Annotated in this window: 18 protein-coding genes; 14 read left to right on the plus strand and 4 right to left on the minus strand. The window is 29.6% G+C overall.

Annotated elements, in window-relative coordinates; all coding sequences use genetic code 11:
- Positions 1–2: 2 nt before the first annotated feature.
- Genes LN42_RS06900 through LN42_RS06915 form a run of 4 tightly spaced genes read right to left on the minus strand, consistent with a single transcriptional unit; the run spans position 3 to position 4,378 of the window.
- The gene (locus LN42_RS06900) at positions 3–386 is read right to left on the minus strand and encodes a DUF1667 domain-containing protein (protein WP_014296799.1); all 384 of its coding nucleotides are present in this window, start codon (positions 384–386) and stop codon (positions 3–5) included.
- Entirely contained in the window at positions 361–1,584 is a 1,224-nt protein-coding gene (locus LN42_RS06905; protein WP_075780622.1) for an NAD(P)/FAD-dependent oxidoreductase, read from the minus strand. Before LN42_RS06905 ends, LN42_RS06900 begins: the two co-directional genes overlap by 26 nt.
- Positions 1,581–3,005, minus strand: coding sequence for an NAD(P)/FAD-dependent oxidoreductase (locus tag LN42_RS06910; protein WP_075780623.1), 1,425 nt, complete (start codon positions 3,003–3,005; stop codon positions 1,581–1,583). The genes LN42_RS06905 and LN42_RS06910 overlap by 4 nt, the downstream gene beginning before the upstream one ends.
- 2 nt (positions 3,006–3,007) lie before the next feature.
- The gene (locus tag LN42_RS06915) at positions 3,008–4,378 is read right to left on the minus strand and encodes a hypothetical protein (protein ID WP_014296802.1); all 1,371 of its coding nucleotides are present in this window, start codon (positions 4,376–4,378) and stop codon (positions 3,008–3,010) included.
- A gap of 196 nt (positions 4,379–4,574) precedes the next feature.
- Between LN42_RS06915 and LN42_RS06920 the strand changes: the two genes are divergently transcribed.
- From LN42_RS06920 to LN42_RS06985, 14 genes are all read left to right on the plus strand, one after another.
- Complete coding sequence (locus LN42_RS06920; RefSeq protein ID WP_014296803.1) at positions 4,575–5,081, plus strand: hypothetical protein; 507 nt, start codon at positions 4,575–4,577, stop codon at positions 5,079–5,081.
- Entirely contained in the window at positions 5,074–6,396 is a 1,323-nt protein-coding gene (locus tag LN42_RS06925) for a sigma-54 dependent transcriptional regulator (RefSeq protein WP_014296804.1), read from the plus strand. Before LN42_RS06920 ends, LN42_RS06925 begins: the two co-directional genes overlap by 8 nt.
- Positions 6,397–6,418: 22 nt before the next feature.
- Positions 6,419–8,395 carry a tetratricopeptide repeat protein gene (locus LN42_RS06930; RefSeq protein ID WP_075780624.1) on the plus strand — a complete coding sequence of 659 codons (1,977 nt, stop codon included), beginning with the start codon at positions 6,419–6,421 and terminating at the stop codon, positions 8,393–8,395.
- Positions 8,396–8,447: 52 nt separating this feature from the next.
- Positions 8,448–9,662: an MFS transporter gene (locus LN42_RS06935; RefSeq protein WP_075780813.1), complete on the plus strand. Its 1,215-nt coding sequence runs from the start codon at positions 8,448–8,450 to the stop codon at positions 9,660–9,662.
- A 4-nt stretch (positions 9,663–9,666) separates the two neighbouring features.
- Entirely contained in the window at positions 9,667–10,431 is a 765-nt protein-coding gene (locus LN42_RS06940) for a nucleoside phosphorylase (protein WP_014296807.1), read from the plus strand.
- A gap of 40 nt (positions 10,432–10,471) precedes the next feature.
- Entirely contained in the window at positions 10,472–11,254 is a 783-nt protein-coding gene (locus LN42_RS06945) for a hypothetical protein (protein ID WP_075780625.1), read from the plus strand.
- A 14-nt stretch (positions 11,255–11,268) separates the two neighbouring features.
- On the plus strand, positions 11,269–12,201 hold the full coding sequence (locus LN42_RS06950; protein WP_014296809.1) for a hypothetical protein: 933 nt from the start codon (positions 11,269–11,271) through the stop codon (positions 12,199–12,201).
- A 137-nt stretch (positions 12,202–12,338) separates the two neighbouring features.
- On the plus strand, positions 12,339–12,674 hold the full coding sequence (locus LN42_RS06955; RefSeq protein ID WP_014296815.1) for a ribosomal L7Ae/L30e/S12e/Gadd45 family protein: 336 nt from the start codon (positions 12,339–12,341) through the stop codon (positions 12,672–12,674).
- Positions 12,667–14,880, plus strand: a complete 2,214-nt coding sequence (gene infB / locus LN42_RS06960) for a translation initiation factor IF-2 (RefSeq protein WP_014296816.1) — start codon at positions 12,667–12,669, stop codon at positions 14,878–14,880. Before LN42_RS06955 ends, infB begins: the two co-directional genes overlap by 8 nt.
- Positions 14,881–14,910: 30 nt before the next feature.
- On the plus strand, positions 14,911–15,603 hold the full coding sequence (locus LN42_RS06965; RefSeq protein ID WP_014296817.1) for a hypothetical protein: 693 nt from the start codon (positions 14,911–14,913) through the stop codon (positions 15,601–15,603).
- Positions 15,604–15,648: 45 nt separating this feature from the next.
- Complete coding sequence (locus LN42_RS06970) at positions 15,649–16,911, plus strand: DegT/DnrJ/EryC1/StrS aminotransferase family protein (RefSeq protein WP_075780626.1); 1,263 nt, start codon at positions 15,649–15,651, stop codon at positions 16,909–16,911.
- Between the two features lie 196 nt (positions 16,912–17,107).
- Complete coding sequence (locus LN42_RS06975; protein ID WP_075780627.1) at positions 17,108–18,952, plus strand: nucleoside-diphosphate sugar epimerase/dehydratase; 1,845 nt, start codon at positions 17,108–17,110, stop codon at positions 18,950–18,952.
- An 11-nt stretch (positions 18,953–18,963) separates the two neighbouring features.
- On the plus strand, positions 18,964–19,869 hold the full coding sequence (locus tag LN42_RS06980) for a glycosyltransferase family 4 protein (protein WP_014296820.1): 906 nt from the start codon (positions 18,964–18,966) through the stop codon (positions 19,867–19,869).
- Positions 19,870–19,881: 12 nt separating this feature from the next.
- Positions 19,882–21,105, plus strand: coding sequence for a hypothetical protein (locus LN42_RS06985; protein ID WP_014296821.1), 1,224 nt, complete (start codon positions 19,882–19,884; stop codon positions 21,103–21,105).
- Positions 21,106–21,156: the final 51 nt, after the last annotated feature.

The following is a 21,156-nucleotide window of genomic DNA, read 5'->3' on the forward strand; positions in this document are numbered from 1 at the left end:
TCCTACTCCTTTTCTACAGTTCTTGTTATTATAAGATTTGCAGATGTGTTCATGAAGCCTTCTATTACTATATCGCCTCTTTTTACAGGAGCTTCAACTTCAATTTTGTTTATTTCTTTCATAGCCTCCTCAAATAATCTTAAAGGAATTGCTTCAGTTGTTTTTACAGAAGCGAGAGGATATTTTCCATTTTTAACTTTTATACTTGTTACGAGTATTCTATGAGGATCTTTTATTTCCTGAATAGCATATTCTTTACCTCGAGGACACCTGTTTCCTGAGATATTTATTATTTCCATATTTTGAGTATATTCAACATGTACTTTACAACCAATTGGACATCTAACACATACGAGATCCTTAGCCAAGTTTTGAGATGAGTTCATCAGCTGTCACCTCGATTTCATCAATATTTTCACCATCAAATGGTCTGATTTTAATAACTATCATTTCTGGAGGTCGAGCATCTTCTTCGACTTTTTCAATTCCTAAAGGATTTATTTTTATACTTGCCTTTTCAAATACAGTAGATACCCTTATGTATAAAGTAGATTCTTCTGTAGGATCTATATAAACAGGATGCACTATACCAATGTTTTCACCTTTTCTAACTTTAATTAATTTCTTTTTTTCATATTTTCCCTGAGCATATAATGCTGCATATTTACCTGCTTTTTCTCCTTCTTTTGCAACGAAATCTACGAGATCAAAGATTACAGTACAGTTTCCTGCTGCAAATATCCAGTCTTCACTTGTCTGGTTAGTATTTGATACTAAAAATCCAGGATCAGCATCAACAAAATCAACAGGTTTGGTTGATGGAATTAATCCAACAGATGTAATTAACATATCTACATCAAAAACTTTTTCTGTTCCAGGTATAGGATTCCATTTATAATCCACCTGTGAAGCTATTACTTTTTCCAGTCTTTTTTCACCTTCTATAGCAGTAACTGTGTGCGAAAGATATAATGGAATATTAAAATCCCTTAAACATTGTTGGATATTTCTTTCAAGACCACCAGGATAAGGCATTATTTCAAGTACAGCTTCAACCTTTATTCCTTCAAGTGTAAGCCTTCTTGCCATAATTAAACCAATATCACCAGAACCAAGAATAACAGCTTTATTTCCAGGTTTTAAATTTTCTAAGTTAATAAATCTTTGTGCAAGTCCTGCAGTAAATACTCCTGTTATTCTCTTTCCTGGAACTGGTAACGAATTGAAATGTCGTTCTCTTGCTCCTGTTGCCATAACAAGAGCTTTTGTTTCAATTTCATGTATACCTCTTCTGTCTACAAAAATTATTCTTTTATCTTTTGTAACTTCCAGAACATATGTTCCATATAGTATATTTAAGTCTTTTATTCTTTCTTTAGCTAACTCTTTAAATTCCGGACCTGTTAAGTCTTTTTTGAAATAATGCAAACCAAAACCATTATGAATACATTGATTTAATACTCCACCTGTATCTTCATCTCGTTCTAATAATATTACATCTGCACCTTCTCTTGTTGCACTATATGCAGCTGCCATTCCAGCAGCACCGCCACCTATAATTACCACATCTGTTTTATATTTCATATTCTCACCTTCGAATTCACTATCCATGTTCCTTTTTCATTTTGAGTAATTTCTTCAGGTTTTCGGCCTGTATATTCAGCAAGTATTTTAAGGATTTTTGCTGTACAGAATCCGCCCTGACATTCTCCAAATGATGCACGTGTCATAAATTTTATATCATCCAGGGTTCTTGCACCATTGTTTATGGCATCGATGATTTCTTTTTTTGTAACTTTATTACAATGACAGATCATTTCTCCAGCATTTGGATCTTCCTGGATAATTTTATTCCATTCGTTTCTATCAATGTGAACTAAATGAGGTGTTCTTTGAGTGATAGGATTATAGTCGTTTCTTTTTGAAAGGTTTATTCCCAATTTTTCCTGAATTAGATAATCAACAACATATTTTGCTATAGCAGGAGCTGCTGTTAAACCAGGTGATCTAATTCCAGATACGTGGATAGCACCACTTTTTCCAACGTCTATATAAAAGTCTTTTTTCTCAGTTTCCGGACGTAATCCTGCAAAGGTTTTCACAAGATGTCTTCTAAAATTAAGATTTGGAACGAGTTTCATACCTTTTTCTTTTACTTCATTTAATCCTTCTCTGGTTGTTGCTGTATCCTTTTTGGAAATTACTCTATTTGCATTTGGTCCAACTAAAAATCCACCATCTACAGTAGGTAAAACGAGACAACCTTTTGATATTCCAGTAGGTACAGGGAATATTATTGAATTGACATAGTTATAATCTTTTGATAATAAAAAATATTCACCTTTTACAGGAAATATTTCAGGAACTTCATCGCCAAACATCTTTGCAATTTCATCTGCATATAATCCTGTGGCATTTATTACAATATCTGCTTCAAAAGTGGTATTATCGGAAAATTTTAAAAGGAATTTGTTATTTTTCTTTTCAACATCGATTAATGTTTTTCCTATAAAAGTTTTACCGCCATTTTCCCTTACTGATTTGGCAGCCTGAATTGCAACCATCCATGGATCAAATATTCCAGCAAATTCTGCATATAATGAACGTTTGGCTCGTGGATTGATATTTGGCTCCATTTCCAGCAATTCAAGTTTTTCAACAATTCTAATGCCTTTTACGCCATTTCTTTCAGCTTTTTTTAGCAGTTCATATATATAATGTGTTTCTTCATCCTCAATAGCAACAACATGTGAACCAACTCTTTTCATATCGAAGTTTAATTCTTTTTGCAATTCTGTATAAAGCTGATTTCCCATATAACATAGTTTAGCCCTCATTGTTCCCGGCGGATCATCGTAACCGCCGTGTAAAACTGCAGAATTTGATTTTGTTACCCCCATACCAAAATTCGTTTTTGCTTCAAATAGATAGACATCTTTTTCATATTTGTTTAACTCTCTGGCAATTAATGTGCCAACAATTCCTCCCCCTATAACAGCAATCAACGTTACTCACTTCCTTTCAAATAAGCAATCTTTAATTCATTTTTGTTGTTAAAATAATATACGCCATTTCCATATATGGAATAACTTTTTATTCCGTCATTTAAATATAGATAATTTATCAAATTTAAATTGTGGTCAAAAATATATAATTCCTTATTTTTGGTTGAGAAAGATATTATATTTTTTGAAATAAAATAATTGTTTATAAGTTTAAGGGAAAATTCTTTTTCTGTTTTGAATTTATTGTTTTTATATGAAATCTTTTTTATTGAATCATTTGTTAATATAATCAAACCAGCATTATCATTGTAAATGATTTTTACATTATTAAAGTTTCTGGATATATTTAGTTTTTTAAAATTATGATTCATAACAGTAATAGTGTTTTTTGAGAGTAAAAATATATATTTTGAGTTTGTTGACACAGAGATATAGTCGCCTTTTAATTTTTTCAAAATATAGGGATAATAGGGATTGGTTATATCATAAACACATAATTGATTATCAGTTGTAATATATAATAGCACCTGATTATTATATTCTTCAATATAAAAATCGCTTATTTCATTATTTAATAAAATTTCAGAGGTTTTATTTCCAAGATTATGTATAATTTCAATTTTGCTTTTTATATTTATTATAATAAATTGATGAAAAGGGATATAATTTTTTATACGATCTTTTGAATTAAAAATTTCTTTTTTTTCTAAAAATTCTCCATAGGTTTTAACTTTAAATATTGAATATTCATTTGAAATATAGAATTCGTAAGGTTTTGTATAGAAAATATATGGTCCATAATAATATTTTTTTCCAAACTCATCGGTTATTATTATTTTCCATTTGTATTGTAAACCAGGTTTTAAATATGTAATTTTTAATGAATTATTTTCCACCCTTTTTTCAAGTATTTTTTTGTTTTTTTCATATAATATGAAGTTTTGTATGTAATTCGCATTAAAATCTACATTCCATTTAAATTCAATATTTTCTGGAAAAACATTGTATAAATTAGCAGGAGAACAATTGGTTATAACCGGTGATTTTAGTTCTAAAAAGAATTTTAATGTTTCTGTGGAATAAATTTTGTCTTTAGTATATGCAATAACCTTCCAGAAATAATTTTTATTTGGCGTAAGTTGAATATGAACATAATTTTCTTTTCCTTTATATATATCTTTTAAGTTATTTTTGTTTTCACCCAGATACACAATATAAAAAAGGACATCTCTTTCTATAAGATTAAAATTTAAAGTTATTGTTTTGTTATATGGTACTATTTCATAATTGGAAGGTGATGTATTCCATTGGATTTGTGAAAATAAAAAAGTAAAAGTTAACAGGAACATCATTGTTAAAAGATATTTTTTCATGGGAACCTCCTAAATAATTTTTACCTTTTCTTAATAATATTATACATGAAAAAAAGCAAAAAACAAAGTTATAATGAAATTCCTGATTTTCATTTTTTTAAAATCTTGAATACTGTAGTATTTATTAAATAGGGAGTTTATGTTATAATTATTATAGTTGAATTTAATAAATTTTTAAAAAGGAGGAATTATACATATGAATCCATTAGTTGCAGCAATGGTTAAATTTGCTATTCTTGGTACAGCAGGTGAAGTAGTTGCAAAGCTTATTACAAAGAGTAAGATATCCATAACTAAAATTATTCATTCGGCTATATCCTGGGCTATATTAGGAGTAATAATAAAGTATGCATTTATAGGATTTAACGGTTTTGTGCACGAATTGGTTAATCATCATTATCTTCCATCTGGAAAAATATACGAAGCATTTTTTAAATCATTTTTTACCAATGCAATGTTTGGTCCATGGTTGGTTATAATTCATAGATTTCTTGATAATTTGCCAAAGTTAAAGATTCCAACAGAAGGCTTAAAAGGTGCAATGCTGACATTATTATGGTTCTGGGTACCAGCACATACAATAACCTTTTCATTGCCGGGAGAATGGCAGATTACTTTAGCAGCAGTATGGAGTTTTGTTCTCGGATTGATTTTAGGAATTTTTGCTAATTTAAAAAAGAAAAAAGAGGTAAATAATGCCTGAAGTTTTGATAATAGAAGACGATAAAGTATTAAATGAAACAATGTGCGATTTTTTGAAAAATTTTAAATACAATATTTTTTGTGCATATACCGGAAGTGAAGGTTTAAATATTGCAAAAGAAAAACTTCCGGATGTAGTTATTCTCGATTTAAGATTACCTGATACAAATGGTATGGAAATAATTGAAGAATTAAAAAAATATGTTGAAGAAATAATTATTATAACAGCACATGGAGATATATCTGATGCAGTAAAGGCCACAAAATTGGGAGTATATAATTTTCTTGAAAAACCTGTTGATTTAAAATTATTATTAAGTGAATTAAATAGAGCATTTGAAACTGTAAATTTAAAAAAAGAAATAAAAAAATTAAAAGAACAATTACAAAAATCCGGGCTTTTAATTGGAAAATCCAAATTTATAGAAAGATTAAAAGAAAAGATTGGGATGATTGCCGAAAAGAATATACCTGTATTAATTACCGGTGAAAGCGGAACAGGTAAAGAGGTAATAGCAAGAGCTATTCATGAAGCAAGTAATAGAAAAAATTTTGTGGCAGTTAATTGTGGAGCTATTCCTCAGGAATTGTTTGAAAGTGAGCTTTTTGGATATGAAAAGGGTGCCTTTACTGGAGCGGAAAAAGGAAAACCCGGGAAATTCGAAATTGCAGATGGTGGAACACTTTTTTTGGATGAAATAGGCGAATTACCTAAAAATATGCAGGTAAAGTTGTTAAGGGTTTTAGAGACAAAAGAGGTTGAAAGAATAGGCAGTACAACACCTAAAAAGGTTGATGTGAGAATAATTGCTGCCACAAATCGAGATTTAAAAACATTGGTAAATGAAGGACAATTTAGAGAAGACTTATATTTTAGATTATCGGTATTTAATATTGAAGCAAAACCTTTAAGAGAAAGGATTGAGGATATACCTCTATTGGTTAATTATTTTGTGGATATGGCAAATGAAGAATTTGGAACTAATATTAAAGGTGTAAATCCAGATGTAATAGAAATTTTTCAAAAATATTATTGGCCGGGGAATATTAGAGAGTTAAAAAACGTAATATATTCAATGATTGCTATAGCTACAGAGGATATTCTTAATAAAAGTTTATTACCAGAGAAATTGCTGGAGAGTTTTGTGGATGAAAAGATAGAATTGCCTCTTGGTTTAACCATTGAAGAAGTTGAAAAAAGATATACATTAAAAACATTAAACTGGGTGAATAATAATAAATCCAGAGCAGCAAAGATTCTTGGAATTACCAAGATGACATTATTTTCAAAATTAAAAAAATGGGATATCCAATAAAACAGTATTGGGGGGATACATTATGTTAGAAAATAATGAAGAAAAAAAGGAAGTTCAGGAAAATCAGGAAATCCAACAGGGAAACATGGAGGAAATGACAGAATTACTTGATAACACAGATGAAATTAACAAACTGATGGATATTGGAACAGAGCAAAGTTCATCAGAAGAATTATTGGAAAAACAGATTACAGAGGAAGAAATTAATTTAGATGATTTAAATTTAGATGATCTTGACACTCAAAAACCTGAAGAGGAAGAAGTTAAATTAGAAGAGGTTATTCCTAACCTTGAACTCGATGAATTGGAAAACGAAACAGAAGAATTAATAGAAGAGAATCCGAATTCTGAAGAAGTAGTTGAAGAAGTACAGGAAACTATTTCTGAAGAAAAAACAGATGGAGAAAATCCTGAAGAGATGCCAGAATTAAATCTCGAAGAAGAAAAAGAAGAAATTCCATCAGTTGAACCTGAAGAAAATATTCCAGAATTAGACCTTGAAGAAAATATAGAAGAAAAAAATGAAGAAAGTTTAACAGAAGAGGTAATGATGGAAGAGGCTACAGAAGAAAAGAAGGTTGAAGATGTCGAAGAGAAAGAAGAAATTCCAGAATTGGATTTAGATGAAGATACAGTAGTTGAAGAAAATAAATCTGAAGAAATTGTAGAAACAGAAAATGAAGAAAGTATAATGGAAAATACCGAAGAAAATGAAACAATTGAAGAAGAAATTCCAGAATTAAATCTTGAAGAGGAAACAGAAGAAAAAGCGGAAATAACTGAAAATGTAGAATCAGAAGAATCTGTGCCAGAACTTGATCTTGATGAAGAAGATGTAAACACAATAGGTTCAGAAGAAAATGCCGATGTGATAGTTGAAGAGAGTGAAAAAGAAGAAATAGATAATGCGCTTGATGAAATAACAGAACTTGAGCATATTGAAGAAGAATTAAATGAAAAAGAGGAAATAAAGGAAAGTGAAGAAAGTGAAGAAAGTGAAGTTGAAATAAAAACGGATGAAAAACTCGAAATGCCAGAATTTTCACCCAAACAAATGAATGTGCAAAAAGATTTTGAGCAGCTTCAGATGAAAATAAACGAAAAGGCTCAAAAATATGATGAAAAAATAGAGTTTTTAGAAGAACAGAATAAGATATTGAAGAAAGAAATAAATGTATTAAAAATTAAACTGGAAAATGCAGAAAAAGGAATTATTTTGTTATTGAGTAATCTAATATCTTTATCTTTTGGAGATACTAACGATTTATTAAATTCCATATTAGAAATTAAAAAGTATATATCTCCAACAGAAGGGAATATAACCACTCTCGCAAATCTTGTAATAAAATTAATGGATAAGGTTGGAGAAGAAAATCATTATGCATTATATTATATTATTGGTAATTTATATGCGGAAATACATAGATATAGCGAGGCTGAAAAGAATTATTTAAGAGCACTTGACTATTGTGAAAAAAATAAATCTGTAGATATGCAGTTTAATGCATCTGTAATGCATAATAGTCTGGGAAATATGTATGTTGATTCTGGAAAATTTGATATAGCCAGAGAGCATTTTGAAAAAGCTCTGGAAATTAGAAGAGCTTTAACAGAAAAAGCAAGAGAAAAATATATTCCTTCATTATTTTCAATTTTAAATAATCTTGGAGCCTTTGAGCTTGAAACGGGAAATCTGGAAAATGCCAAAAAATATTTTGAAGAAGCATATCAGCTAACAGAAGAATTTAAAACCTCAAGAGAAGATAAAGGTATGATATTATATAATCTTGGTATGCTCTATAAAAAACTTGGAGAAAAGGAAAAGGCTGTTAATTTCTTTGAAGATGCATTGGTTATAAGAAAGAAATTATTTGAAATGGATAGATTTAAAAACATGGATAAATTAAAGAATATATATAATGAATTATTGGAATTATATGAAGAAGGTAATCAGGTAAAATATGAAAAAATAAAGAAAGAGATGGAGGAATTATTTTAATTAAGGAAGATAGGGGGAGTATAGTGTGACAAAAAAAGAGAAGAGCTGGGTAATGTATGACTGGGCTAATTCTGCATATTCATTAATAGTAACAACGGCAGTTTTACCGATATTTTTTAAAGAAGTTGCGGCAAAAAATCTTGATGGCTATTTGTCTACTGCATATTGGGGGTATGGAAATACAATAGCAACTATTATTATTGCTTTATTAGCTCCAATTCTTGGAACCGTTGCAGATTATAAAAATTTCAAGAAACGTTTTCTTGTATTTTTCTGGAGCATAGGTGTAATAGCAACATTTTTACTTTCTACTGTTGGTGAAGGTGATTGGTTGCAGTGTTTGATAATATATATATTTTCAGCTATAGGTTTTGCAGGAGCTAATATCTTCTATGATTCAATGCTTATTGATGTAACAACTGATGGTAGAATGGATTGGGTATCTTCCAGTGGTTTTGCATGGGGATATATAGGAAGTACAATACCGTTTATAATAAGTATGGCAATAATAATGAAACCTGGATTAATAGGTCTTACAAGTACATTGACAGCAACAAGATTGGCTTTTGTTATTACTGCATTATGGTGGGCTATTTTCACAATTCCATTATTAAAAAATGTGCATCAGGAATATTATATCGAAAAATCCTCAACACCGATAAAAGACAGTTTTGAAAGACTTGGAAAAACATTTAAAGAAATTAAAAACTATAGAAATATATTCTTGTTCTTATTAGCATATTTCTTCTATATAGACGGTGTTGGAACAATTATAAAGATGGCGACGGTATATGGTAAGGATGTTGGAATTGATACTACACAATTATTGATGGCATTATTTGCAACACAGGTTGTAGCCTTTCCTTTTGCATTGATATATGGTAAATTAGCTCAAAAATGGAATGTAAAAACAATGTTATTTACTGGAATAGCAGTATATACATTTATCACAGTTTATGGATATTTTCTTGATTCAGCTTTTGACTTCTGGGTACTTGCAATGCTTGTTGCAACATCTCAGGGAGGAATACAGGCTCTTAGTAGGTCATTATATGGCAAATTAATTCCAAAGGAAAAATCTGCAGAATTCTTTGGATTTTATAATATTTTTGGGAAATTTGCAGCAATTATAGGACCATTCCTTGTAGGATTTTTTTCGCAAATTACCAAAAGTTCAAGGTTTGGCGTATTAAGTGTGGCTATATTATTTATAATTGGAGCTATATTATTATTAAAGGTTAATGAAAACACCATTGAGGAGGCTTGATTAAATGGGAGAAGATCTTAGATATCACATTAGAATTTATGACCCGGAAAAGGTAGGGAAATATGTATTGCTTCCTGGAGACAGAGGAAGGGTAAAAAGAATTGCGAAATATCTTGAAAATGCAGAAGTTGTGGCAGATAACAGAGAATATTTTACAATGACAGGATATTTAAACGGCGAAAAGGTATCTGTAATGTCTACAGGAATGGGTGCTCCATGTATTTCAATAGGAGTTGAAGAATTAAAAACTCTGGGAGTACATACATTTATTAGAATAGGCACAACAGGTGCTTTACAAAAAAATTTAAAATTAGGCGACTCTATAATTCCAACTGCAGCAATTCGTGGCGATGGAACTATGGATTATTATTTGCCAAAATCATTTCCAGCAGTGGGGCATTTTGATGTAATTTCAGCGCTTAAAGAGGCGGCTGGAATTATTGGTAATCCACATCATCTTGGTGTTGTATTATCAACAGACTCGTATTATGGAAGATTTTTTAATACCAAAAAAGCAGCAGAAGATATGGATTTATTTGTAAGAGCAAATACTCTTGCTATAGAAATGGAAGTTTCAGCATTATATGTTCTTGGAAATATCTATAATTTAAGAACAGGTGCTATTATAACAATTAGAGAAGAACTGGGTGAAGATGGAGAGTATAAAAAACAGGCAGGAGAAGAATACGAAAATGGTCTTGAAAAATCAATTCAAATAGCAATAAAAGCAGTAGAGTTATTAATAGAAAAAGATAAAAATATAAAATAATAAAACTCCCTTTCTGGTTTCAGAAAGGGAGTATTTTTATATGTGTTATAATTACAGTATGAAGAGAAATAAGATTTTAATATTTATAATACTAATACTACAAATTAATATTTTCTCGTATGTCAAAGAAATAGAAATTAAAGATTTATCATATTCTTTTTTTGAAGAATATATTTACCCAATAAATATACAGGGATTTAAAATTGAATATATAAAATTACCAGAGTTTAATATAAATGCTAATTTAAAACAGTTAAAATATCTCAATTTAAAAATAAAAAATATATCTGATAAATATACAAAACTGAACAACTATATTAATCCATTTCAGAAAATTTCATTTGATACCAGAATATCTATAAATGAATACAACGATATAGACATCCAGTTTTTTAATGAAAGCATTTATATAATCTTCCTAAAAATTCCAACAAAATATTATATACCTCAAATAGAAGAAAGTTTATTTTCAGTAAAAATACCTCAAATAAATTTCAATATATCTAAAAAAGGGTTATTTGATGATACATGGGTTCTATATTTTAGTGGTGATTTAAAGATTAAAAATGCAAAATTATATAGCTATTTTGGATATGGGAATGAAAATATTATAATTGACAATGGTGAAAAAAACAAAACAGAATTTATATACATTGAATACATAGAAAAAAGCAGTAAAATAATCTTTAATTATAATAATTTTGGGAAATATTACAAAGCGCTATTAAAAGCCATAAAAACGTATAATAAAATTAATTTTTCATTTAATATATCTGAAAAATTAAAACCTTCAATAAGTGTTGCATACACAAAAAATTTTTAAAACGGGGTGAAATAATGAATAGAAAAAGAAGTGTGTATTACTGGCAGGAAAGGAGTATATTAAAATACTTAAACAAAGAATGGATAGAACATGCAGTATTTAAAATAGAATCTGAAGGTGTAGAAGGAATTGGAGCAGGAACACCTAATCCTGATTTTGGTGAAACATATAAAACAACAATGGCAATAATTGAAAAAATGAGAAAATTAACCGAGGAATGGGAGGATTTAAATAATTATGCGGATTTTGAAAAGGTAATGAATCAGATAGTTAAATTTGATATGTCCTCGAAAACAGCAGTGGAACTTTCAATTGCTGATTATATATTAAATTCAAAATCATTAGATTTATCAAGTGTGCTGTTCTCAAAAAATAAAAATAATACAGAGATATTTAAAATATACTTTCATAAAAATATGAGTTATGCTGTTTTTGGAGAAATAAAATTTCCAGAAATTTTAAAAATAGAGTTTTTGGAAAAGATGAATTTTGAAGAAATTGAAAAATATAAGAAGTTTGTTGATAAATATCCAATCTGGTTAGACTTTAAAGGATTATACAATCATTATGAAATTAAACAGATACTTAAAATATTTAAAAATGATAATATAGTAGCTTTAGAACAACCGTTGCCAGTTGGAAACGAAAGTGCTGTTGTTGATTTATTAGGAAATTACGATATATTCTGGGATGAATCATTTAAGACGCTTCAGGATATATTTAAATTAAAGGATTATGCAACAGGGTTTGTTTTTGAAATTACAAAATTTGGGGGATTATTAAAAACAGCAGAATACTTAAACGTTATTAGAGATATAGGACTTGAAACAGTTATTTCTTCAAGAATAGAGCATCCGTTAAACCTCAAATGGGCAAAAAAAATACAAAAATCCTTTGATTATATAGACTTAAATTATGAGCATTATATAGAAAAGACTTCAAAATAAATTCTAACCCCTGAAACATCAGGGGTTATTTTTTTGTTAAGGGACTGTTATTTAATATGCATATTGCTGTGAAGATTTTATTATTCACATTTTATATGTTATAATAATTGTAGAAAGAAGAACGGAGGTATTAAAGAATGAATGAACAAAAGATTGTAAATCTTTTGGGATTTGCTGCAAGGATGCGAAAAATAATATTTGGAAAAGATAATATAAGAGAATATATAAGAAATCCAAGAAAAAGATATAAGTTTATTGTTATTGCATCTGATACAGGTGAGTCTATAAAAGAAGATACAATAAAAAGATGTCAATCACATAGAGTTCCATATGTTCTTTTAAAAGATTTTACAAAGGAAACACTTGGTAAGTCTCTTGGAAGAGATGAAATCAGTGTTGTTGGAGTATTGGATGAGAATATAGTAAAAGGATTAATCGATGTAGCAAATGTTGGAGGTGATTCGAATGTCTAAGACACGAGTATATCAATTAGCCAAGGAATTTGGAAAGAATTCCAGAGAATTTCTAGAAGAATTAAGAGAATTGGGATATGATTTAAAAAGCCATATGTCATCACTTGAAAATAATGAGGTTGAGGCCATAAAAGAATATTTTGAAGAGAAGAAAAAGGAAGCAGAAGAAAAGAAGAAAGCTGAGAAAAAGAAACAGGAATCACAGCAATCAAAAGAAAAAAAGCATTTTAAAGAGAAAAAGGATTTTAAAAAAGATCATAAAAAGGATAAAAAGAATAAGAATAAAAATAAGAAGTTCAATAAAAATAATAAACCTGATTTTGTAAAAGAAGAAAAGAAAAATGAAGAGAAAAGCGAGGAAGAAGATATTAAAGAAGTAAAGATAACTAAATCAGAATTAAAGTTAGATATTCTTGCAAAAAAACTTGGGAAAGGTCAAAATGATATTATAAAAGCTTTCTTTATGAAAGGAAAGATATTGAGACCAGGGCAGGCTTTATCAGAATCTGAAGCAGAAGAGATTGCAATGATGTTTAATACATTGCTTGATATTGTTGAAGAAACAGCAGAAGTATCAGAATCAACTCCAGCAAATAAAGAAGGTAAAGTTGATCCAGAAGAAGAATTAAAGGAATTCTGGAAGAAGTTATATGAAGAAAAAGAGGATAAACTCGTTGAAAGAGCTCCAGTTGTTACTATTATGGGGCATGTTGATCATGGTAAGACAACTTTGCTTGATAATATTAGAAATACAAGGGTTGCTGAAAAAGAAGCTGGAGGAATTACGCAGTCTATAGGTGCTTATCAGGTAAATTATGAAGGAAGAAAAATTACATTTATTGACACTCCAGGACACGAAGCTTTTACAGAAATGAGAGCTCGTGGTGCTCAGGCTACAGATATTGTTGTGTTAATTATAGCTGCTGATGACGGTGTTATGCCTCAAACAATTGAAGCATATAATCACGCCAAAAATGCCAATGTTCCTATAATTGTGGCAATAAACAAGATAGATAAACCAAATGCAAATATTGAATTAACAAAACAGCAAATGGTTGCAAAATTAAATCTTATTCCAGAAGACTGGGGTGGAGATACAATTACAGTTCCTATTTCAGCTAAGGCTGGTCAGGGAATTGATGAATTGCTCGAAATGATTCTTCTGGTTGCAGAAATGCAGGAAATTAAATGTTATCCAGAGGGATTGGCAAGAGGAGTTATTATTGAAAGTAAACTCGATAAATTTCTTGGTCCTGTTGCAACTGCAATAATCAAAGATGGAAAATTAAAGGTTGGAGATTATTTTGTAGCTGGAAGTACATTTGGTAAGGTTAGAAGAATGATAGACCCAAATGGAAAGAATGTTAAGGTTGCAGGGCCATCTGATCCTGTGCAGATCTTGGGTTTTGAAGAAGTTCCTGATATGCATTCAATTCTTTATGGTGTGAAAACTTTACATGAAGCAAGAGAATATGTTGAAAAGAAGAAGGAATTAGAAGAAAAAACTGTTCAGAAAAGACATATACGTCTTGAAGATGCATTAAAAATGATGCAGGAAGAAGGAGAACAGAAGATATTAAATATTATTTTAAAAGCAGATACATTTGGATCTCTTGAAGCATTAAAGAATGCAATAGCTAAATTGCAAAATCCAGAAATTGAGTTACAGGTGATTCATGGCGGTATAGGTGCTATAACAAAGAGTGATGTTATGCTTGCAACAGCTTCAGATGCTGTTATTCTTGGATTCAGGGTTAAAGCAGATAGTAGCGCTGTAAAGTTTGCTGAACAGGAAAGAATTCAGATAAAGAGATATGATATAATCTTTAATTTAATAGATGATCTTAAAAAGGCATTACAGGGTATGCTTGAACCTGAAGAAAAAGAAGAGATTACAGGTTATGGTGAAGTTAAACAGGTATTTAGAATTAAAAAGGTTGGTAACATCGCCGGTATTCAATTAAAAGAAGGATATGTTGAAAGAGACGGTGGAGTAAGATTATATAGAGGCGGAAAGCTTGTATATGATGGAAAGCTTGAATCTTTGAGACATTATAAGGATGAAGTAAAGAGAATAGAAGCTCCAAAGGAATGTGGTGTAAAAATCCTTAATTTTGATGATATTAACGAAGGAGACGAAATGGAATTCTATAAATTTATTCAGGTTGAAAGAACACTTGAATTTGGAAAAAAGGAAGAAGAATAAAAAAATTAATAAATGCAGGGAAGTGATTTTATGAAAAAGCTTCTTTTAACGCTAATTTTATTTGTAAATGTGATGTTTTTTGGTTTTGAAACATTATTGCCTTCAGGAGAGGTATTAGATGAAGGGATTTTGAAAATTGATACAATCACTCCCGGAGTTGCAGCTATTAGATATGGGTTATTTGGAATTATGGAAGTTGGTGTTTCAACAAGCAATGGAGGAGCCTATATTAAAGTTGGAAGTAATAAGATGGGAGATCTTCCTCTGGCAGGTTCTGTTTCTTTTGGTTTTGAAGGTGTGGAAAGTGCCCACATAATAGGAAATATTTCTTATATAAGCGATTCGTTAAAACTATCTGTGGGGACAGACTATACACAAAAAATGGAAACAGAATTTAATGAAACAACACAGGAGCCGAAAACTATTATCGATTCATATTTCAATATTTTCGGAGGGTTAAATTATTTAATAAGTAGCGACGAAAAGACGGATAAGTTTTTAAATATTGAAGTAACAACAGGATTTAAAAGCAATGGAACTGAATATGGTATAGCTGGTTATATTTATGGAATTCAGTCATTTAAAAAGTTCTGGTTGTTTAATAAGGTAAATGTTTTTGGTGGATTGGCTGTGGTAAATCCATCAATTCCTCCAAATATTCTGGAAAATTTCAGAGTAGTTTTTGGACTGAATACAGAAATAAATCTATTTGGAAATAAATAAGCTCGCATTCATGCGAGCTTCTTTTAGTATGAGGGGGTATTGTTTATGAATGTTCCACTTTCTGATGCAAGTTTAACAGAAGAAGAAAAAAAGATATTATTAAATGTTTTTAGAAGAAAAAGATTGGCTTTGGGGTCATTTTTAAATAAATTTGAGGAAAAGATGAAAGAGTATTTTAATGTTGATTATGCCGTTGCTGTAAACAGCGGAACATCTGCTTTACATTTGATTTTAAGGTCATTGGGAATAAAGGAAAATGAAGGAATGATAGTTACGCCGTTTACATTTATAGCTTCATCAAATGTTGCCATGTTTGAAAGAGCACATCCTGTGTTTATTGATATTGATCCAGAAAATTATAATATTGATATTGAAAAGATAGAATTAACCCTTAATGATATAGATCATCCATTATGGAAAAGGATTAAAGGTTTAAAGGATATAACTTTTTTTATGGGGGTTGATATTTTTGGTCAACCTCTCGATTGGGATAGATTTTTTGAGTTGAATAAAAAATATAATTGGAAGGTTGTTGAAGATTCTTGTGAAGCTATAGGGGCAAAATACAAGGATAGAATGGTTGGAACACTTGGTGAAGCGGGGACGTTTGCTTTTTATCCTAATAAGCAGATTACTACCGGTGAAGGTGGTATGATTATTACCAATAATGAAGAGATAGCGAAGCTTTCAAGGTCTATGGCAAATCAGGGTCGCGGTGATTCATATGAATGGCTGGAACATGTTAGATTGGGGTATAATTATAGAATGGATGAATTATCAGCAGCTTTGGGATATGTTCAAATGAAGAGACTTGATGAAATACTGGAAAAAAGGGAAAATGTAGCAAAGAATTATTATGAATTATTTAAGGAAGAGGATAGAGTAATATTACCTCATGTTGAGGAATATACAACAAAGCCAAGCTGGTTTGTATTTGTGGTTCGTCTTTCCCTGGATTGGATTTCAAATTTTATTGATATTCCAGAATATATGAAAAGTTTTGATTTACCTTTGTATATTCCAGATAATGAAAGGGAATTATGGAAGAGCAAGATTTTGGAAATAAGGGAAATTACTTATGATATAATAAAACAATTAAATGCAGTTGGAATTCAGGCAAAAAACTATTTTTCTCCTGTGCATTTACAGAAGTTTTATAGGGATTTATATGGTTATGAATATGGTGATTATCCTGTAACTGAATTAATTTCATCGTTAACGATAGCTATTCCTTTTTATACTGAGCTTGATTTTGAAAAGCAGCAATATGTTGTGGAGAATTTTAGAAATATACTTAATAATTATTGAGATTTATACATTTTGAAAATTTTTTGTGTTGTTGATTGTTTCTCTTTGAGAATTTTCACCTGCTTGAATGAACTTTTTTATGAATGTTTTCTTAACTAATTTTCCAATAATTATGTATGGTTATTGGAAAACCTGATGTATAATAATTGAAATAGTTTGTAATTTCAGAAAATAAAAAATTAAAAAGGTGGAGAGTATGAAAAGAAAAGCACTTTTGATGGTTCTTGATTATATTATATTTTTTGTAAGTTATATAATAGCCCTATTTTTCAGATTTCAAACTGACTATGTTGAAATGGAAAAGTATATATTGCCGATATTTTTGTTTCCGGCAATAATGATTCTGGTTATGTATGTGAATAAAATATATGACCAGATATGGAGATTTGCTACTTTAAAGGAAATAAAGCCTATTGTATATTCAGCATTTACGGGATATCTTTTAAATTTTCTTGTTGTTGAGGCAATTAGAAGACTATTTTTTAAATCTTTTTCATTGCCTCTTACAGTAGGGTTTATAACTGCCCTTTTAGGAAGTATTCTGGTTATTGGGAGCAGGACATGGTGGTTTTCAAAGAATAAACATATAGAAAATCATTATCCTGATAATAGAAAGAATATTCTTATTATTGGTGCTGGTGAAGCCGGGGTTGAATTGCTGGATGAGTTTTTAAGAAATCCAGAAAATGGTGTTGTTAAAGGATTTTTGGATGATGATGAAATTAAGATTGGAAGATTAATAAGAGGGATTCCTGTTTTAGGGAAAACAAATGAAGTAATGGATTATGTTGAAAAGCTAAAAATAAATGAGGTTATAATTGCTATTCCTTCCGCAACATCAGAGGAATTAAAGAAGATTATTAGTAATATTGATACAAAACGAGTTAGATTAAAAACATTACCAGGTTTGTTTGAGATATTAAATAATAAAGTATCGTTGGGATTTTTAAGGGATGTTAATATAGAGGATTTGCTTGGTAGAAAGGAAATAAAGGTTAATTTTGATGAAATAGGTTTTTATATAACCAATAAAACTGTTTTGGTTACAGGTGCTGGCGGTAGTATTGGTTCTGAAATTTGTCGTCAGGTTGCAGCGTTAAATCCTGAGAAATTATTGATTTTAGGTCGTGGTGAAAATAGCATATTTAAAATAAACAGGGAATTAAAAGAAAAGTTCCCTAATTTAAAAGTTGTTGAAATTATCAGCGATGTAACCAATGAAGATAGAATGGAAGAGGTATTTAAAAGATTTTCGCCAGATGTTGTTTTTCATGCTGCCGCACATAAGCATGTTCCCTTAATGGAAAAGAACCCTTCTGAGGCTTTTAGGGTTAATTCATATGGGACTTATATACTCGCCATGTTGTCAGATAAATATGATGTTTCACATTTTGTTTTTATTTCAACTGATAAGGCAATAAATCCAACATCTATTATGGGAAGTTCCAAACGACTTGGAGAAATAATAATCAGGTCTATTTCCAGAAGGTCAAAGACACATTTTGGAATTGTTAGATTTGGAAATGTTCTGGGAAGTAGAGGCAGCGTTGTGCCGATTTTTAAAGAACAAATAAAAAATGGTGGTCCTGTGACAGTTACACATCCAGATATGAAAAGATATTTTATGACTATACCTGAAGCTGTAGCATTGGTATTGCAAGCAGGAGCTTTTGCAAATAAGGGAGAAGTATTTGTGTTTGATATGGGAAAACCTATATCCATAGATTATCTTGCACGAGAGATGATAAGATTATCCGGGTATATTCCAGATCAGGATATTAAAATTGTCTATACAGGAATAAGGAATGGTGAAAAATTATATGAGGAATTATTTCTGGATTCTGAAGAGTTTTTAAAAACGCCAAATGATAGAATATATATTTTAAAAGAGAATAAGATTTTAAATGAGAAAGAATTAGATAATTTGATTTTAAAAATAGAAAGAACCTTTAAAGCTAATGATTTTAAACTTATGAATAGTATAATAAAAGAATATATTCCAGAGGCAACTGCAAAGGTTATAATAGATGTTGCATATTAAGGGGTGTTTAGATGCATTATTTAGGAGTTTTTTTCTTATCAATTATAATTACATATATAATGATTCCAGTTGCAAAGAACATGGGGATAGTGGATAAACCAGATGAAACTTTGAAGATTCATGAGAAAGCAACACCATATCTTGGAGGATTGGCAATATATCTTTCCAGCATATTTTTTATACATGATTTAAAATTTGTATTTTTCAGTTCTCTTCTGATGTTTCTTGGATTAATAGACGATATAAAAGATGTATCACCAAAAATTCGTTTATTAGTAGAATTTGTAATAATTATCGCAACACTTATTCCCTTTTATTCTACTATAGGCATTATTTATTTCTTCTTGCTTATAATACTTGGTGTAGCCTTGATTAATGCAGTTAATATGATTGATGGAATGGATGGAATATGTGGAGGAAATACATTATTTGTTATTTTGTTTTTAAGCATTATTTCCAAACAATACGATTATATATTTATAGTTGCGGCAATAGCAGGATTTTTAATCTTTAATTTTTATCCAGCTAAGATATTTCTTGGTGATGCAGGTTCGTATTTTCTTGCATATACCATATTTTATTTGATGGTAATTATGACCAATAATCATGGATTTGGCGGATTTGCAATTTCTGTGATTGTTTCAGCATTGTTTTATACCGATTTGTTTTTCAGTTTTTTAAGGAGAATTCTCAATCACCGTTCTCCATTTTCCGGGGATAGGGATCATATATATGATAAAATAAAAAAGAGATATAAAATATCTGTTAAAACAACAGCAATAATAACCTATGTTTTTTCATTTTTATTTGGTATAATTGGTATCATCAGCTGGGACTATCCATATTTAGGCGTAAGTTTAGCCTTTTTGGAGTACCTATTTTTGGGAATATACTTTAAGTTATATTCCTACGATTAATGGAGGTAAAATATGGCTGTTTTATATGGAATCGACGGTTCATATTTTGAATTAAAACCGGGGATTATGAAAAAATTCTGGTTTTCAGATTCAATAGATGAAGATGTAGAAGAAAGGTATATATTTTCAATAAATGCAAAAACAGGGGATTATTATTGGAATCCCATGGAGTTTAGTGTGGAAATTCCTGATACCATTGATGTTGAAATTGAGTATATCCCCATGATTCTTACAATGTTCAGATTAAATAAATTCTTTAAAAATAAAATGAAAAATATGATATCTTTTGTATCAACAGATTCATTAACGCTTACTGAAAGTGTGATAAATCATGAACTATTAATATATATATTAAATGAGAGTATAGATTTTTCAGCAATATATTTAAATAAAGTTGGAAAGTATTATGAACATCACTTTATTTTTTCAAGATATGATTATCAAAGTATTTTTGATATTTCAGTAAAAGCAACGATGACAGAAATAAAGAGATTTTATAAAGCGTTAATATATGAATTTAATAAATTTAGAACAAATGTTTTGCCTGAAATAATAAATCAGGAGAATTTTCTTAAACAGATTTCTGAAAGAATTAAAGTTATTGGATATAATGAGTTAAAAAATATTGAAGATAATTCATTCCAGCTTTATAATATAAAAAATATTCAGGATTATATAGGGCTTAATGAGCCATATGAATCTCTAAGAGCTTTTTCTAATTTTATTGCTGAGATGAAAAAGGATAAGGTAAAGGTTGAAGATGAAGAAGATGATGATGTTGATATTGAAATATTTATAGACAATGAAGATGATGAGAATGAGAATTTATGGGAGATAATTGAAGAAATCGAAGAAGAAATAAAGAGTTTACTTGAAGCAGAAGAGACAAAAAGTCAATTGAGAAATGCTGATTATTCTAAATTAAATAGAGATGAAAAGATAGATGAAATTTATTCTGAAATAAAAAGAAGTTATTCTATATTTAATAATAAAATAGAAGTAAATAATCCAATAGAAAAAGAAGAAAAACTCTTAAAGAGTTTAATATTGATATATGGAATAGAGGCAATTGTTGAATTGAAGGATAGGCTTAAAGATGATTTTAAGCATATTTCGGTTGAAGAGATTCTGGATAATTATTTAAAAAATTCAGAAGAAGGCAAAATAATGGAGTATAAAAAATGGTATAAGGATGTATTAAAAAATCTTGGAAGAAATCTAAAACAAATAAAATAAACCCGTAAGGGTTTATTTTATTTGAATAATAAATTTTAAACAGGGGGTAAT

Source organism: Marinitoga sp. 1137, assembly GCF_001941525.1.
Lineage (GTDB): Bacteria > Thermotogota > Thermotogae > Petrotogales > Petrotogaceae > Marinitoga > Marinitoga piezophila.